Origin of the sequence: Niveispirillum sp. (assembly GCF_017996735.1) — a bacterium.
GTDB lineage: Bacteria > Pseudomonadota > Alphaproteobacteria > Azospirillales > Azospirillaceae > Niveispirillum.
The window spans coordinates 18,099-33,674 of the sequence record NZ_JAGOGJ010000023.1; the positions used below are offsets into that span (position 1 = coordinate 18,099).

Consider the following 15,576-nt stretch of genomic DNA (forward strand, 5'->3'; position numbering starts at 1 on the left):
CCGGAGAAAAATCATGAGGAATGCTGATATCGTGACAGGTCACGGCAACAAGCGGCTGGCCCGGACCTCCGTCCTGGACGGCGCCATCCTGTGGCCCGCCGTCCGGGCCAGTTATGCGAAGCTGCATCCGGCGGTGCTGGTCCGCAACCCGGTGATGTTCCTGGTGGCTGTCGTGGCGGTCTTGAGCAGCGTCTTGCTGCTGCGCGACCTGGCGGCCGGGAACCAGGGCACGGGCTTTTCCATCCAGATCGTGCTGTGGCTGTGGTTCACGGTGCTGTTCGCCAATTTCGCCGAAGCGGTGGCGGAGGGTCGTGGCAAGGCCCAGGCGGCGTCCCTGCGGCGGGCGCGCACGGAAACGGTGGCCCGCCGCCTGCTGGGCGAAGGTCTGACGGATGGGGTGGAGACGGTTCCGGCGGCGGTGCTTGTCGTGGGTGATCATGTTGTGGTCGCGGCGGGCGAACTGATCCCCGGCGATGGCGAGATCGTCCAGGGCATCGCCACCGTGGATGAAAGCGCCATCACGGGGGAAAGCGCGCCCGTGATCCGCGAAAGCGGCGGTGACCGGTCGGCAGTGACGGGCGGAACGCGGGTGCTGTCCGACCAGATCATCGTGCGGATCACGGCGGCCCAGGGCGCGACCTTTCTGGACCGGATGATCGCCCTGGTCGAAGGGGCGGAACGCCAGAAGACGCCGAACGAAATCGCCTTGAACCTGCTTCTGGTCGGCCTGTCGCTGATCTTCCTGCTGGCCGTGATGTCCATTCCGGGCTTTGTCGCCTATGCCGGCGGGTCGGTGCCGGTGGTGGTGCTGGTGGCCTTGTTCGTCACGCTGATCCCCACCACCATCGGCGCCCTGCTGTCCGCCATCGGCATTGCCGGCATGGACCGGCTCGTCCGTTTCAACGTGCTGGCCACCTCCGGTCGCGCGGTGGAGGCGGCGGGCGATGTCGACACGCTGCTGCTGGACAAGACGGGAACCATCACGCTGGGCAACCGTCACGCCACCGACTTTCTGCCGCTGGCCGGCGTGACGCCGCGTGAACTGGCCGAGGCCGCCCAACTGTCCAGCCTGTCGGACGAAACGCCGGAAGGCCGGTCCATCGTTGTGCTGGCCAAGGACAAGTACGGGCTGCGTCAACCCGAAATCCCCACCCAGGAGGCCCGCTTCGTTCCCTTCGCCGCCCAGACGCGGATGAGCGGCGTCGACATCGCGGGCGTGCCCATCCGCAAGGGAGCGGTCGATGCCGTCCTGCGCCATGTCGCGGCGCTGCGCGGGACCAATCTGGTGAAGATGCCGGAACTGGAGGCGATATCCGACCGCATCGCCACGGCCGGTGGCACGCCCCTGGCCGTGGCGCGCGGTGACCGGGTGCTGGGCGTTGTGCATCTGAAGGACATCATCAAGGGCGGTATCCGGGATCGTTTCGCCGAACTGCGCCGCATGGGCATCCGGACGGTCATGATCACGGGCGACAATCCCCTGACGGCGGCGGCCATCGCCGCAGAGGCCGGGGTGGATGATTTCCTGGCCCAGGCGACGCCGGAGGACAAGCTGAACCTGATCCGCCGCGAACAGGCCGACGGGCGTCTGGTCGCCATGTGCGGCGACGGCACGAACGACGCCCCGGCTCTGGCGCAGGCTGATGTGGGGGTCGCCATGAATACCGGGACACAGGCCGCGCGTGAGGCCGGTAACATGGTGGACCTGGACAGCGACCCGACCAAGCTGATCGAGATCGTGTCCATCGGCAAGCAGTTGCTGATGACGCGCGGCAGCCTGACCACCTTCTCCATCGCAAATGATGTCGCGAAATATTTCGCCATCATCCCGGCCATGTTCGCCGGCATTTACCCCGCGCTCGGCGCCCTGAACGTCATGGGACTTGCGACGCCGCAATCGGCCATCCTGTCGGCCATCATCTTCAATGCGCTGATCATCATCGCCCTGATCCCGTTGGCGCTCAGGGGGGTGGCCTATCGGGCGCGGTCGGCGGCCAGTCAGCTTTCCCGCAATCTGCTGGTCTATGGCGTCGGCGGCCTGGTCGTGCCGTTCCTGGGTATCAAGCTGATCGACATGGCCGTGACGGCCATCGGTCTGGCATAAGGAGTTGCCATCATGTTGAAGGAAATGCGCCCCGCGCTGGTCCTGCTGGTCCTGTTCACCCTTCTGTGCGGGATTGGTTATCCCCTGGCCGTGACCGGCATGGCCAAGGCCCTTTTTCCCTGGCAGGCGTCCGGCAGCCTGATCCGCGGTGCCGATGGTGCGATCGTCGGCGCCGAACTGATCGGTCAGGATTTCAAGGGTGAACGCTATTTCTGGCCGCGCCCGTCGGCGGCGGGCGGCGGTTATGATGCCGGCGCCTCCTCCGGGTCGAACCTGGGACCGACCAGCGGTCCCCTGATCGAGCGGGTCAGAAACGAGGCGGAGCGCCTGCAGGCTGGTGAGGCCGACAAGGTTCCCGTTGACCTTGTCACGGCGTCGGGGAGCGGCCTTGATCCCCATATCTCTCCGGCTGCCGCCCGGTATCAGGTGGCCCGCGTCGCCCAGGCCCGGGGTCTGGGCCGGGCGGAGGTCGGGCGTCTGGTTGACGCGCATGTGGAACAACCGCTGCTGGGACTGTTCGGGGAACCGCGCGTCAATGTTCTGAAATTGAACCTGGCCCTGGACGCACTGGCCCGCTAAGCCGCCTCTGCCCGCAGGACAGGGCCTTCACGTCATGCGCCGACACCACCGGGTCGGCCGTGACATGAAGGCCCTGTCCTGCGCATCTTGTTCACCAACCCCATTGGACCGGCCCCATGTCGCCCAGCAACGATCCCCCCCGTGATGACCGCCGCCCGTCGCCGGATGCTCTGCTGGCGGCGGCGTCGGCCGAACGGCGGGGCAAGCTGAAGATCTTTCTGGGGGCCGCTCCCGGCGTGGGCAAAACCTATGAGATGCTGCGCACGGCCCATGCGATGATGGCCGATCACGTCGATGTGGTGGTCGGCGTCGTCGAAACGCATGGCAGGGCGGAGACCCAGGCCATGCTGGCCGGGCTGGAATTGTTTCCGCGCCGGGTGGTGGATTATCGCGGGCAGCAGCTTCTGGAGATGGATCTGGACGGCTTGCTGGCCCGCCGTCCGACGGTTGTGCTGGTCGATGAACTGGCGCACACCAACGCGCCGGGCGGCCGCCATGCCAAGCGCTATCTGGATGTGGAGGAACTGCGCGATGCGGGCATCGACGTTCTGACCACCCTGAATGTCCAGCATGTCGAGAGCCTGAACGACATCGTTGCGCGCATCACCCGCATCCGCGTGCGGGAGACGGTGCCCGATCAGGTGATCGACAGCGCCGACGAGGTGGAGGTGATCGACCTGACACCGGCCGACCTGATCAGGCGGCTGGGTGAGGGCAAGGTCTATGTCCGCGATGATGCGCAGCGGGCGCTGCGGCATTATTTCTCCCCCGGCAACCTGACGGCCCTGCGGGAACTGGCGCTGCGACGGACGGCACAGCGTGTCGATGACCAGATGGTCAATTACATGCGCAGCCACGCCATCGCCGGACCCTGGGCGGCCGGGGATCGTATCCTGGTCTGCATTTCGGACGATCTGGCCACGGGTGGGCTGGTCCGTTATGCCAAACGGATGGCCGATCGCCTGAAGGCCCCGTTCACGGCCATCTATGTCGAAACGGCCCGGCACCAGCGTCTGACCGAGACGGCGCGCGACCGTGTCGCCGAATCCCTGCGCCTGGCCGAACAATTGGGGGGCGAAGCCCTGACCCTGCCGGGCCGCACGGTGACGGAGGCCATTGTCGGCTTTGCCCATGGCAACAACATCACCCAGATCGTGATCGGCAAGACGCAGCGGTCCCGCTGGTTTGAGCTGCTGCACGGATCGGTGGTGCATGACCTGCTGCGGCTGGCCGAAGGCATATCCGTCCATGTCATCGCGGGCGAACAGGCCGATCCGGACAGCAATGCCGCGCGCCGTCCGCCCATGCGGTCCGGCAAGCGTTCCACATGGCAATGGCGGCCCTATCTTATCTCCTCTCTGTTCGCGACGGCGGCCCTGGCCGCGAGTATGGTGGTGGATGACTGGCTGGGCATGCAGAATATCAGCCTGGTTTTCCTGATGGCCGTTCTGGGCAGCGCTGTGCTGTTCGGCTTTTTGCCGGCTTTGTTCACGGCCTTCGTGTCGGTGGCCGCGTATAATTTCTTCTTCCTGCCCCCCTTGCACACCTTCACCATCCGCGACCCGTCCAACATCTGGGCACTGGGCTTTTTCCTGGCCGTGGCACTGCTGACCAGCCGGTTGACGGCGCGGGTGCGTGAACAGGCGGAAATCGCGCGCGGCCGGGCGCGGACCACGGCGCAATTATCTGCCTTTGCCAGCAAACTGGCGGGGATCGGCGATCTGGACGACCTGTCCTGGGCCTGCTGTCACCAGATTGCTCTGATGCTGACGCTACGTGTGGTCCTGCTGCTGCCGGACGAGGGGGGGCTGGCGCTGGCATCCGCCTATCCGCCCGACGACCATCTGTCCGATGCCGATCACGCGGCCGCCCTTTGGGCATTTGAGAATGGCAAGCCGGCGGGCAGGGGGGCGGCGACGCTGCCCGGCTCGTCCCGCCTTTATCTGCCGCTTCGCACCGACCGGTCGGTGGTGGCCGTTGTCGGGATCACCAATGACGATCCCACGGCCGGACCTTTGCTGACACCCGACGAGCGGCGATTGCTGGATGCCCTTCTGGATCAGGCCGCCGTGGCGATCGAGCGGGTGCGACTGGTCCGCGCCATTGATCAGGCCAAGCTTGAAAGCGAGACGGAACGGCTGCGATCGGCCATGCTCACCTCGCTTTCCCATGATCTGCGCACGCCCCTGGCCGCCATCATCGCCGCCGTGACCAGCCTGAAGGCCAATGGCGGCGCCTGGGATGGGGAAACGCGCGCGGCGCTTCTGGACACTTTGCACGTGGAGGCCGAACGTATGGGCCGTTTCGTGCGCAACCTGCTGGACATGACGCGGCTGGAGGCGGGGGCGCTGGAATTGAAGCGTGACGCCATCGATCTGGCGGATGTCGTGTCGGGCGCCGTGCGGCGGGCGGGAACGATCCTGGGCCGGCACAGGCTGGAGGTCGACATCCCCGCCGACCTGCCGCTGGTCCTGGGTGACCATCTTCTGCTGGAACAGGCCTTCTTTAATCTGCTGGACAATGCGGCCAAATACGCGCCGCCCGGCAGCGTCGTCCGGATCGTGGCCGGACGCAAGGCCGCGCATGTCCGTCTGTCGGTGATGGATGAGGGGCCAGGCGTCCCGGCGGAATGGCGGGAGCGGATATTCGACAAATTCTCCCGGGTACAGGCCCGCGACCATCAGCAGGCCGGCACCGGCCTGGGACTGGCCATCTGCCGGGGCTTTGTAGAGGCGATGGGGGGAACCGTCGCGGTCCGTGACCGCGAGGATGGACGCACCGGTGCCTGTTTCGACATAACATTGCCGGTGGACCCGCGCGGGGACCTGCCGATCGAGGACATGACCGCATGAGCAGATTGCACCGATTGCTCATCATCGAGGATGAGGCCGCTATCCGGCGGCTTCTGCGCACCATTGTCGCCCCGCATGGCTGGGAGGTAGCGGAGGCGACAACCGGGGCGGCGGCGCTTGAGCAGGTGCGCCACACCCTTCCGGAACTGATCCTTCTGGATCTCGGCCTGCCCGACATGGATGGGCTTGACCTGATCGCGCGGCTGAAGCGTGAACGGCCGGTACCCATCATCGTCCTGTCCAGCCGCGACCGCGAGGCGGACAAGGTGACGGCCCTGGATCTGGGGGCTGACGATTATGTCACCAAGCCGTTCAGCGAGGGGGAACTGCTGGCGCGTATCCGCACAGCTCTGCGGCACGCGGTCCAGCAGGTCGGCGGCCGGCCCCATATCCAGATCGGTGACCTGGATATCGATCTTGTGATGCGGCAGGTCCGCCGGTCGGGCGAGCGCGTGCATCTTTCGCCACGGGAATTCGACCTTTTGAACCTGCTGGTCCGGCATGGCGGACGTATCCTGACCCATAAGCAGATATTGGAGCAGGTCTGGGGACCGGCGCAGGCCGAAGAGGTGCATTACCTGCGTGTCTATATCCGGCAGTTGCGGCAGAAGATCGAAGCCGACCCCAACAACCCCGCCCTGATCCTGACGGAGCCGGGGATCGGTTACCGTTTCAGCGATCCGTGAGCGATATTTCGTGACCGTGTAGACCCGCCCAAAACGAATGGCGGCCCGGATCGCTCCGGGCCGCCATCGTCATTCAAACCCGCCCCGTTTACTTCACATCGAAGCGGTCGGCATTCATCACCTTGGTCCAGGCGGCAACGAAGTCATCGACAAACTTCGCCTCGCCATCGCTGCTGCCATAGACCTCGGCCAGTGCCCGCAGTTGGGAGTTGGAGCCGAAGACAAGATCGACCCGCGTCGCGGTCCATTTGATGGAGCCGTTGGTGCGGTCGCGGCCTTCGAACACGCCCTGGGTTCCATCGGTGGCGTTCCAGACCGTGCTGGCATCCAGCAGGTTGACGAAGAAGTCGTTGGACAAAACCCCCGGACGCTTGGTGAACACCCCATGCTGCGCCCCGCCGCTATTAGCGTTCAGGGCACGCATGCCGCCCACCAGCACCGTCATTTCCGGGGCCGTCAGGGTCAGAAGCTGGGCCTTGTCGACCAGCATCTCTTCCGCCGGCACCGAATATTCGGTCTTCAGGTAGTTGCGGAAACCATCGGCCACCGGCTCCAGCACCGCGAAGCTGTCGATATCCGTCTGTTCCTGGCTGGCATCCGCACGGCCCGGCGTGAAGGGTACCGTCACGGCATGACCGGCATCCCCGGCGGCCTTTTCCACCGCCGCAACACCACCCAGCACGATCAGGTCGGCCAGCGACACCTTTTTGCCGCCCGTAGCGCTGCCATTGAATCCGGCCTGGATGCCTTCCAGCACGCCCAGCACCTTGGCAAGCTGTGCCGGCTGGTTCACGATCCAGTCCTTCTGCGGGGCCAGACGGACACGGGCGCCATTGGCCCCGCCACGCTTGTCAGAGCCCCGGAAGGTGGAAGCCGACGCCCAGGCCGCACCCACCAGTTCCGGCACCGACAAACCCGACGCCAGGATGCTGGCCTTCAGGCTGGCGATATCGGCGGCATCGACCAGGGCATGATCAACCGCGGGGATCGGGTCCTGCCAGATCAGGTCTTCCGCCGGCACTTCCGGCCCCAGATACAGGGACTTCGGACCCGAATCGCGGTGGGTCAGCTTGAACCAGGCCCGGGCAAAGGCGTCGGCAAACTCTTCCGGGTTGGCACGGAAGCGCTTGGAGATTTCCAGATAGACCGGATCGGTGCGCAGGGCCATGTCGGCCGTCGTCATCATGGGGGCGTGACGGCGGGTCGGGTCATGCGCGTCGGGCACGGTGGTGGCGGCGGCCGGGTCCTTGGGCTTCCACTGGTGTGCGCCGGCCGGGCTCTTGGTCAGTTCCCATTCGTCATAGCCCAGCAGCGTATCGAAATAGGAATTGTCCCACTGTGTCGGCGTGGGGGTCCAGGCGCCCTCGATGCCGCTGGTGATGGTGTAGACACCCTTGCCGGTACCCAGGCTGTTCAGCCAGCCCAGGCCCATGGCTTCCAGCGGCGCACCCTCCGGCTCCGGTCCGACATGGGCCGGGTCACCGGCGCCATGGGCCTTGCCGAACGTGTGGCCGCCAGCCACCAAAGCCACCGTTTCCTCATCATTCATCGCCATGCGGGCAAAGGTCTCGCGGATGTCGCGGCCCGATGCCATCGGGTCCGGATTACCGTTGGGCCCTTCCGGGTTCACATAGATCAGGCCCATCTGGACGGCGGCCAGCGGGTTTTCCAGGTCGCGGTCACCGCTGTAGCGCTTGTCACCCAGCCAGGTATCTTCCTTGCCCCAGTAGATATCCTCTTCCGGCTCCCACACGTCGGCGCGGCCACCGCCAAAGCCGAAGGTCTTGAAACCCATGGATTCCAGGGCGACATTGCCGGCCAGGATCATCAGATCGGCCCAGGAGATGGCCTTGCCGTATTTCTGCTTGATGGGCCAGAGCAGGCGGCGCGCCTTGTCCAGGTTGCCATTGTCGGGCCAGGAATTCAGCGGCGCGAAACGCTGCGTGCCCGACCCCGCCCCGCCGCGCCCGTCGGACGTGCGGTAGGTGCCGGCGCTGTGCCAGGCCATGCGGATGAACAGGCCGCCATAATGGCCATAATCGGCGGGCCACCAATCCTGGCTGTCGGTCATCAGCGCTGTCAGATCGGCCTTCAGGGCGGCATAGTCCAGGCCCTTGAACGCCTCGGCATAGCTGAACCGGCCGCCGAACGGATCGGACAGGGCCGTGTTCTGGTGCAGGATCTTCAGGTTGAGCTGGTTGGGCCACCAGTCACGGTTGGAACGCCCGCCAAAGGTGGCATTGGGACGAATCCCATGCAGCACAGGGCACTTGGCAGCACTCCCCGAATTATTCCCGTCCATTCTTATTCTCCTGTCATGGATCGTTGAAGGGTGCGGACACGAAAGGGTTCGCCGCGCACAAGCGGCATCGCGCCCGTCAGGACGTCAGGTATCGGTTTTTAGGATCAACTCGACCCGTTCCGGCATAGCCCGCCGGCCCGGCACATAAGGTCCCCAGCCGTCCCGGTGAACCGGAACCCGCGATCCATCCTGAGAAGGTGACGCGACGCGGTTGAGACATGGGGGGTTCCTCATCCTCGCGGAATAAGATTTAGCAAACTTATGTGATAAGATTAAGTCGGATTTTCTGATTGCGCTAATAAGGTGAGCTTATGACTAACCTGACGTTGAAGCAGCTTCGCTATTTCGATGCCCTGGCGCGGTTGGGTCATTTCGGGCGGGCGGCGGATGATTGCGCCATCTCGCAGCCGGCCCTGTCGATGCAGATCAAGGAACTGGAGGAGGCGCTGGGCGCCGCCCTGTTCGAACGCGGGCCGCGCCAGATCTGGCTGACCGGGTTCGGGGAGGAATTTGCGGCGCGGGTGCGTGAGATCCTGCGGTCGGTGGATGAACTGGGCGATCTGGCCCGTGCGGCGCGGGATCAGTTGGCGGGGCGCCTGCGTATCGGGGTGATCCCGACGGTGGCCCCCTATCTGCTGCCCGCCATCATCGGCGATCTGACGCGGATGAATGCCGACCTGGACATCCATGTGCGCGAAACGGTGACGCCGAAGCTGCTGCATGAACTGCTGGAAGGCCGGCTGGATACGGCGGTCGTGGCCTTGCCCGTCTCCGAACCGTCACTGACCGAGGTGGCGTTGTTCGAGGAGCGTTTTGTGCTGGTCCGCCCGGCGGAAGAAGAGGGCAAGCCCGTGCCCGGGCCGGAGGCGCTGCGCGAGATGCGCCTGCTGCTGCTGGAGGAGGGGCATTGTTTTCGTGATCAGGCCCTGTCCTTCTGCAACATGAACAGCGCCTTGCCGCGCGAATTGCTGGATGGATCGTCCTTGTCCACCCTGGTGCAGATGGTGGGGGCCGGCATCGGCGTCACCCTGATCCCGGAAATGGCGGTGGCGGTGGAAACCAAATCCGCCGCCGTCTCCATCGCCCGGTTCAAGGACCCGGAGCCATCCCGCACCATCGGCATGGTCTGGCGCAAATCCAGCCCCCTGTCGAAACAGCTTCTCGACATCGCTGATCTGGTGCGCCGGTCGGGGGAGGCGCAGCGGGCGGTGCGGTGACCCCTCAGCCTGCAAACCGGTTCAGATTGGCCCGCAGCGCCTGGATATTGTCGCGCAGTTCCGTCAGTTCCTCGACTCCCATGCCGACCGCTTCCATCAAATGGTCGAAAAAGTCGGTGGTCTGGTCCTTCAGGGCGCGGCCGCTGTCGGTCAGGCGGATCAGGACCTGGCGTTCGTCGGCGGGGTTGCGTTCACGCCGCACATGGCCCGCCGCTTCCAGCCGCTTCAGGAGCGGGGTCAGCGTGCTGCTTTCCAGGAAAAGCTGTTCGCCGATCTGGCCCACGGTCTGGCCGTCCTTCTCCCACAACAGCACCATGACCAGATATTGCGGGTAGGTCAGGCCCAGCCGGTCCAGCAGCGGCTTATACACCCGCGTAAAGGCGTGGCTTGCGGAATAGAGCGAGAAGCAGATGAAATCGCCCAGTTTCAGGGCGGGAGCGTCGGACATGGCGGCACCTGTGGGGCATTGAACGGAGATGACCCTTCATATTGCATCGTGTGCGATATGATCGCAGGCGCGTTTGCTGCATGGCCGCTATCCGTTTAATTAAATCGCACACGATCAAATCGTGAGCTACTAATCCGTCCATCGAATGACGGGCACCGAACCGGCGCCCCCCAAACCGGACAGACAGGAGATCATCATGAACAGCCTGCGTAATACCGTCGCCGCCCTGGCCCTTTCCGTTGCCGCCCTGGCCGGGTCGGCCCATGCCGATGCCCCTGTGCTGGAAAACGGCACCCAGGCCTTTGTCGACGCCGTCGCGGCATCGGGGGCCAAGCCGATCTACACCTTGTCCTATAGCGATGCCCGTGCCGTTCTGGCCGGCGCCCAGGCCCAGACCTTGAAGAGTGCGGCCACCAGCGTGCAGGACACGTTCTTCCCCGTCGGTCCCACGGGCAAGGTGGCGGTGCGGATCGTGAAGCCGGAAGGGGCCAAGGGCCCGCTGCCCGTGATCATGTATTACCATGGCGGCGGCTGGGTGATGGGCGACCGCAACACCCATGACCATCTGATCCGCGAGCTGTCGGCCGCGTCGGGTGCGGCCGTGGTCTTTGTCGATTATGACCGGGCGCCGGAAGCCGTCTATCCGGCGCAGAATGAACAGGGCTATGCCGCCCTGCAGTTCGTGGCCAAGAGCGGTGCGCAGTACGGCCTTGATGGCAGCCGCATCGCGGTGGCCGGTGACAGCGCCGGCGGCAACATGGCCGCCGCCATCACCCTGATGAGCAAGCAGCGGCAAGGGGCCGCCATCCGCCACCAGCTTCTGTTCTACCCCGTCACGGATGACGTGTCGCAGAACAGTTCCTATCAGGCGTTCGGCAATGGCCCCTGGCTGACGGAAAAGGCCATGCATTATTTCCTGGATGCCACCTACCCGGCCGACAAGCGGGGCGAGGTCACGGCTTTCCCCCTGAAGGCCAGTATCGAGCAGTTGCAGGGTCTGCCCACGGCCACGGTCATCGTGGCGGAAAACGACCTGTTGCGGGACGAGGGGGAGGCCTATGCCCGCAAGCTGAACCAGGCCGGCGTGAGCGTCACCTCCACGCGGTACAACGGCACCATCCATGATTTCGTGATGCTGAACGGTCTGGCCGGAACGCCGGCCGCCAAGGCCGCCATCGCCCAGGGTGCGGCGGCGCTTAAGGTTGCCCTGGCCAAGTAATCCGAAGCCGGAAAACAGCCCGCCCGCGCACGGTGTCCCCGTCGCGGGCGGGTTTTTGCGTCTCTGGTCAGTGGCTGTTCAACCAGGCCACACTCAGGCTGGCCATGGCTTCCGCACCGATGGCAAGGCTGCTTTCATCCACCTTGAACAGGGGGGAATGGTTGGAGGGCACCTTGTCCAGCGGGATGTCGGGGGATGTCGCGCCGACCCAGAAGAAGAAGCCGGGGATCTTTTTCTGGAAAAAGCTGAAATCCTCCGCTCCCGTCGTCTTGCTGCCTTCCACCAGATTGCCCGGCCCCGCCACCTGTGCCAGCACGGGGACGGCCCAGGCGGTCAGGTTGCGGTCGTTGTCGGTGACGGGATATCCGGTTTCGATGGTCACCGTCGCCGTGGCCCCCGCGCTTTCGGCGATGTTCTGGGCCACCCGGCGGATGCGCTCATGCACCTCCTGCCGCATCCCTTCGTCGAAGGTGCGGATGGTGCCCACCATTTCCGCCTTGTCGGGGATGATGTTGGAGCGCACGCCGCCATTCAGGGCCCCCACCGTCACCACGGCCGGTTCCTTGATCACCTCCATATTGCGGCTGACGATGGTCTGCAGCCCGACCAGGATCTGGGCCGAGGTGACCAGCGGGTCCACCCCGGTCCAGGGCCGGCCGCCATGCGCCTGTCGCCCCTGCACCACGATCTTGAACATGTCGGCCGCCGCCATGGCCGGGCCGGGACGATAGGCGATGGTGCCGGCATGATAGGCGGAACCCAGATGCAGGCCGAAAATCGCCTGTGGCTTGGGTTCCGTATCCAGCACGCCCTGCGCCACCATCAGTTCGGCACCGCCTTGCTCCCCCTCCGGCGCCCCTTCCTCCGCCGGCTGGAAGATGAACTTCACCGTGCCGGGCAGGTCCGCCCGCCGCTTGGCCAGCAGTTCGGCCACGCCCATCAGGATGGCGACATGCCCGTCATGGCCACAGGCATGCATGACGCCCACATCCTGGCCGTTATAGGTGGTGCGCACCTTGGACGCGAAGGGCAGGTCCACCTGTTCGGTCACGGGCAGGGCATCCATATCGGCGCGCAAGGCCAGCACGGGGCCGGGCTTGCCGCCTTTCAGCACGGCCACGACGCCGGTATGGGCCACGCCGGTCTGCACCTCCAGCCCCAGCTTTTTCAGGTGGTCGGCCACCAGCTTGGCGGTGCGCGTCTCCCGGTTGCCCAGTTCCGGATGCTGATGGATGTCGCGGCGCCAGGCGATGATCTTCGCCTCCAGCGCCTTGGTGTCGGCTTTCACAAAGGCGGGTACCGTGGGGGCATCAGCGGCCCACACCACCGGGGACAGCAGGGTCAGGGCCGCTACGGCGGCACCGGCCATGCGCAGGGATGTCTTCAGCGTCATCATCGCAACCCGCCGTCAGTGGGAGGAAAGATAGGCGACGGTCAGGGCCGCCATGGACTGTGCCCCGACCAGCAGGCCGCGTTCATCCACCTTGAACAAGGGTGAATGGTTGCTGGGCGCCTGATCCAGCGGCACATCGGGATCGGTGACACCAATGAAGAAATAGAAGCCGGGGATTTTCTGCTGATAGAAGCTGAAATCCTCTGCCGCCAGCCCCTTGGGCGCCAGGCTGACCTTGTCCTTGCCGGCCACCTGTTCCAGCACGGGCACAGCCCAGGCGGTCAGGTCCCTGTCATTGACGGTGACGGGATAGCCCAGGTCGATCTCCACCTCTGCCGTCGCGCCATGGGCGACGGCGATGCCGGTCGCCACTTCCTTCAGCCGGCGGTGGACCTGTTCGCGCATGCCGGGGTCCAGCGTCCGGATAGTGCCAGTCAGATCGGTTTCGTCGGGGATGATATTGCTGCGCACCCCGCCATTGATGGCACCCACCGACACCACCGCCGGTTCCTTGATCAGTTCGACATTGCGGCTGACGATGGTTTGCAGACCCGTGACGATGGCCGATGCCGCCACGATCGGATCGGTCCCGGCCCAGGGATAGGCCCCGTGCGTCTGCTTGCCCTTCACCTTGATGCGGAACGTGTCGGACGCCGCCATCACGGGGCCGGGCCGGTAGGAGACTTGGCCGATATGATCATCTGACCCGACATGCAGGCCGAAAATGGCCTGCGGCCTGGGATCGGCGGACAGCACGCCCTGCTTGATCATCAGTTCAGCCCCACCTTCCTCTCCTGTCGGCGCGCCCTCTTCCGCCGGCTGGAAGATGAACTTCACCGTACCCGGAAGCTCCGCACGGCGTTTGGCCAGCAGTTCGGCCACGCCCATCAGGATGGCGACATGGGTGTCGTGCCCGCAGGCATGCATCACTCCCACTTCCTTGCCATTATAATTGGTGCGCACCGTCGATGCGAAGGGAAGATCCACGCGTTCGGCGACGGGCAGCGCATCCATATCGGCGCGCAATGCCACCACGGGTCCGGGCTTGGCCCCCTTCAGGACGGCCACGACACCGGTATGGGCCACCCCGGTCTGCACCTCCAGCCCCAGCTTCTTCAGGTGATCGGCCACCAGCTTGGCGGTCCGCACCTCCCGGTTGCCCAGTTCGGGATGCTGATGGATATCGCGGCGCCAGGCGATGATCTTGGCCTCCAGCGCCCGTGCATCCTCCATCACATAGGTGGGGACGGGCGGCGCGCCGGCGGCGTGGGCACGTGGCGGCAGGGCCAGGGCGGCCAGCGCCGCGCCTGTCAGCAGGATGGTGCGCATCGTCTGCCTCACCTCAATGGCTTTGCAGATAGGCGACCGTGACAGCGGCCAGTGCCTCCGCCCCGGTCAGCAGCGAGGCCTCATCCACCTTGAACAGGGGCGAATGGTTGCTGGGTGCCTTGTCCAGCGGCACATCGGGCCCGGTGGACCCCACCCAGAAATAGAAGCCGGGGATCTGCTGCTGGAAATAGCTGAAATCCTCTGCCCCGCCGGCCTTCGGCCCGACGCTGACATTCTCCGCCCCCGCCACCTTTTCCAGGATGGGGGCGGCCCAGGCGGTCAGGCCCGGATGATTGTCGGTGACGGGATAGCCCAGGTCGATACGCACCTCTGCCGTGGCCCCCTGGCTCTCGGCGATATTCTCAGCAATCTCCTTGATGCGGCGATGGATCTGCTCGCGCATCTTGGGATCGAAGGTACGGATGGTGCCGATCATTTCCGCCTTGTCGGGGATGATATTGTTGCGCACGCCGCTGTTCAGCGCGCCAACCGACACGATGGCCGGTTCCTTGATCAGTTCGACATTGCGGCTGACGATGGTCTGCAGGCCCATCACGATCTGGGACGCGGTCACGATGGGATCGACGCCGGCCCAGGGATAGGCGCCGTGCGTCTGCCGCCCCTTCACCGTGATATGGAAACTGTCCGCCGCCGCCATGGCGGGACCGGAGCGGTAGCTGATCGTGCCGGCGCGGCCGGCGGAGAACAGGTGCAGGCCGAAAATGGCTTCCGGTTTCGGGTCCTTGGACAGGACGCCTTCCTTCACCATCAGTTCCGCGCCACCTTCCTCCCCCTCCGGCGGGCCTTCCTCCGCCGGCTGGAAGATGAACTTCACCGTGCCCCGCAATTCCCCCTTGCGCTTGGCCAGCAGTTCGGCCACGCCCATCAGGATGGCGACATGGCCATCATGGCCACAGGCATGCATGACGCCCACATCCTGGCCGTTATAGGTGGTGCGCACCTTGGACGCGAAGGGCAGCTCCACCTGCTCCGTGACGGGAAGCGCGTCCATGTCGGCCCGCAGCGCAACCACGGGACCGGGCTGGGCCCCTTTCAGGATGGCCACGACGCCGGTATGGGCCACGCCCGTCTGCACCTCCAGCCCCAGCTTTTTCAGATGGTCGGCCACCAGCTTGGCCGTGCGCGTCTCCCGGTTGCCCAGTTCCGGATGCTGGTGGATATCGCGGCGCCAGGCCACGATCTTGGGTTCCAGCGCCTTCACGTCGGATTTGATATAGGCGGGGATGTCGGGGGTCGTGCTCTGTGCCACAACCGGTGGAACAAGCAGGGGCAGCGTCAGTGCTGCCAGCAACCCGAGGGCTCCCCGCCCGAACCCGATCCGACCTGTCACCCGCATTTGATTTCTCCGTATGGATGATGCTTGCGGGCAAAGGTGACAGGGGACGGCAGGCGGCGCAATGATATGGTTGAACCGCACGTCAGGATT

The 15,576-nt window shown here is 65.2% G+C and carries 11 protein-coding genes; 6 read left to right on the top strand and 5 right to left on the bottom strand.

What is annotated here, in order from left to right:
- Positions 1 to 13 precede the first annotated feature (13 nt).
- From kdpB to KBA48_RS09915, 4 genes are all read left to right on the top strand, one after another.
- Positions 14 to 2,104 (top strand): potassium-transporting ATPase subunit KdpB, encoded by a 2,091-nt coding sequence (kdpB, locus tag KBA48_RS09900; RefSeq protein WP_292905734.1) that lies wholly within the window; start codon positions 14 to 16, stop codon positions 2,102 to 2,104.
- Positions 2,105 to 2,116: 12 nt separating this feature from the next.
- On the top strand, positions 2,117 to 2,683 hold the full coding sequence (gene kdpC, locus KBA48_RS09905; protein WP_292905737.1) for a potassium-transporting ATPase subunit KdpC: 567 nt from the start codon (positions 2,117 to 2,119) through the stop codon (positions 2,681 to 2,683).
- Between the two features lie 116 nt (positions 2,684 to 2,799).
- Complete coding sequence (locus KBA48_RS09910) at positions 2,800 to 5,535, top strand: sensor histidine kinase KdpD (RefSeq protein WP_292905739.1); 2,736 nt, start codon at positions 2,800 to 2,802, stop codon at positions 5,533 to 5,535.
- Positions 5,532 to 6,221, top strand: coding sequence for a response regulator (locus KBA48_RS09915; RefSeq protein WP_292905741.1), 690 nt, complete (start codon positions 5,532 to 5,534; stop codon positions 6,219 to 6,221). Before KBA48_RS09910 ends, KBA48_RS09915 begins: the two co-directional genes overlap by 4 nt.
- A gap of 88 nt (positions 6,222 to 6,309) precedes the next feature.
- Here KBA48_RS09915 and katG read toward each other — a convergent pair whose 3' ends face one another.
- Entirely contained in the window at positions 6,310 to 8,523 is a 2,214-nt protein-coding gene (gene katG, locus KBA48_RS09920; protein ID WP_292905743.1) for a catalase/peroxidase HPI, read from the bottom strand.
- A 311-nt stretch (positions 8,524 to 8,834) separates the two neighbouring features.
- On the opposite strand from katG, the gene KBA48_RS09925 reads away from it, so the two are divergent.
- Positions 8,835 to 9,740: a hydrogen peroxide-inducible genes activator gene (locus KBA48_RS09925; protein ID WP_292905745.1), complete on the top strand. Its 906-nt coding sequence runs from the start codon at positions 8,835 to 8,837 to the stop codon at positions 9,738 to 9,740.
- Positions 9,741 to 9,744: 4 nt separating this feature from the next.
- Here the strand turns inward: KBA48_RS09925 and KBA48_RS09930 are convergent, their stop codons facing one another.
- Positions 9,745 to 10,188 (bottom strand): MarR family winged helix-turn-helix transcriptional regulator, encoded by a 444-nt coding sequence (locus tag KBA48_RS09930; protein WP_292905747.1) that lies wholly within the window; start codon positions 10,186 to 10,188, stop codon positions 9,745 to 9,747.
- A gap of 196 nt (positions 10,189 to 10,384) precedes the next feature.
- On the opposite strand from KBA48_RS09930, the gene KBA48_RS09935 reads away from it, so the two are divergent.
- Positions 10,385 to 11,407 (top strand): alpha/beta hydrolase, encoded by a 1,023-nt coding sequence (locus tag KBA48_RS09935; protein ID WP_292905749.1) that lies wholly within the window; start codon positions 10,385 to 10,387, stop codon positions 11,405 to 11,407.
- Positions 11,408 to 11,474: 67 nt separating this feature from the next.
- Here KBA48_RS09935 and KBA48_RS09940 read toward each other — a convergent pair whose 3' ends face one another.
- The 3 genes from KBA48_RS09940 to KBA48_RS09950 are packed head-to-tail and all read right to left on the bottom strand — an operon-like array spanning position 11,475 to position 15,486.
- Positions 11,475 to 12,803 (bottom strand): amidohydrolase, encoded by a 1,329-nt coding sequence (locus KBA48_RS09940; protein WP_292905751.1) that lies wholly within the window; start codon positions 12,801 to 12,803, stop codon positions 11,475 to 11,477.
- A 12-nt stretch (positions 12,804 to 12,815) separates the two neighbouring features.
- Positions 12,816 to 14,129, bottom strand: coding sequence for an amidohydrolase (locus KBA48_RS09945; RefSeq protein WP_292905753.1), 1,314 nt, complete (start codon positions 14,127 to 14,129; stop codon positions 12,816 to 12,818).
- Positions 14,130 to 14,142: 13 nt separating this feature from the next.
- Positions 14,143 to 15,486 (bottom strand): amidohydrolase, encoded by a 1,344-nt coding sequence (locus KBA48_RS09950; protein WP_292905755.1) that lies wholly within the window; start codon positions 15,484 to 15,486, stop codon positions 14,143 to 14,145.
- Between the last annotated feature and the right edge of the window lie 90 nt (positions 15,487 to 15,576).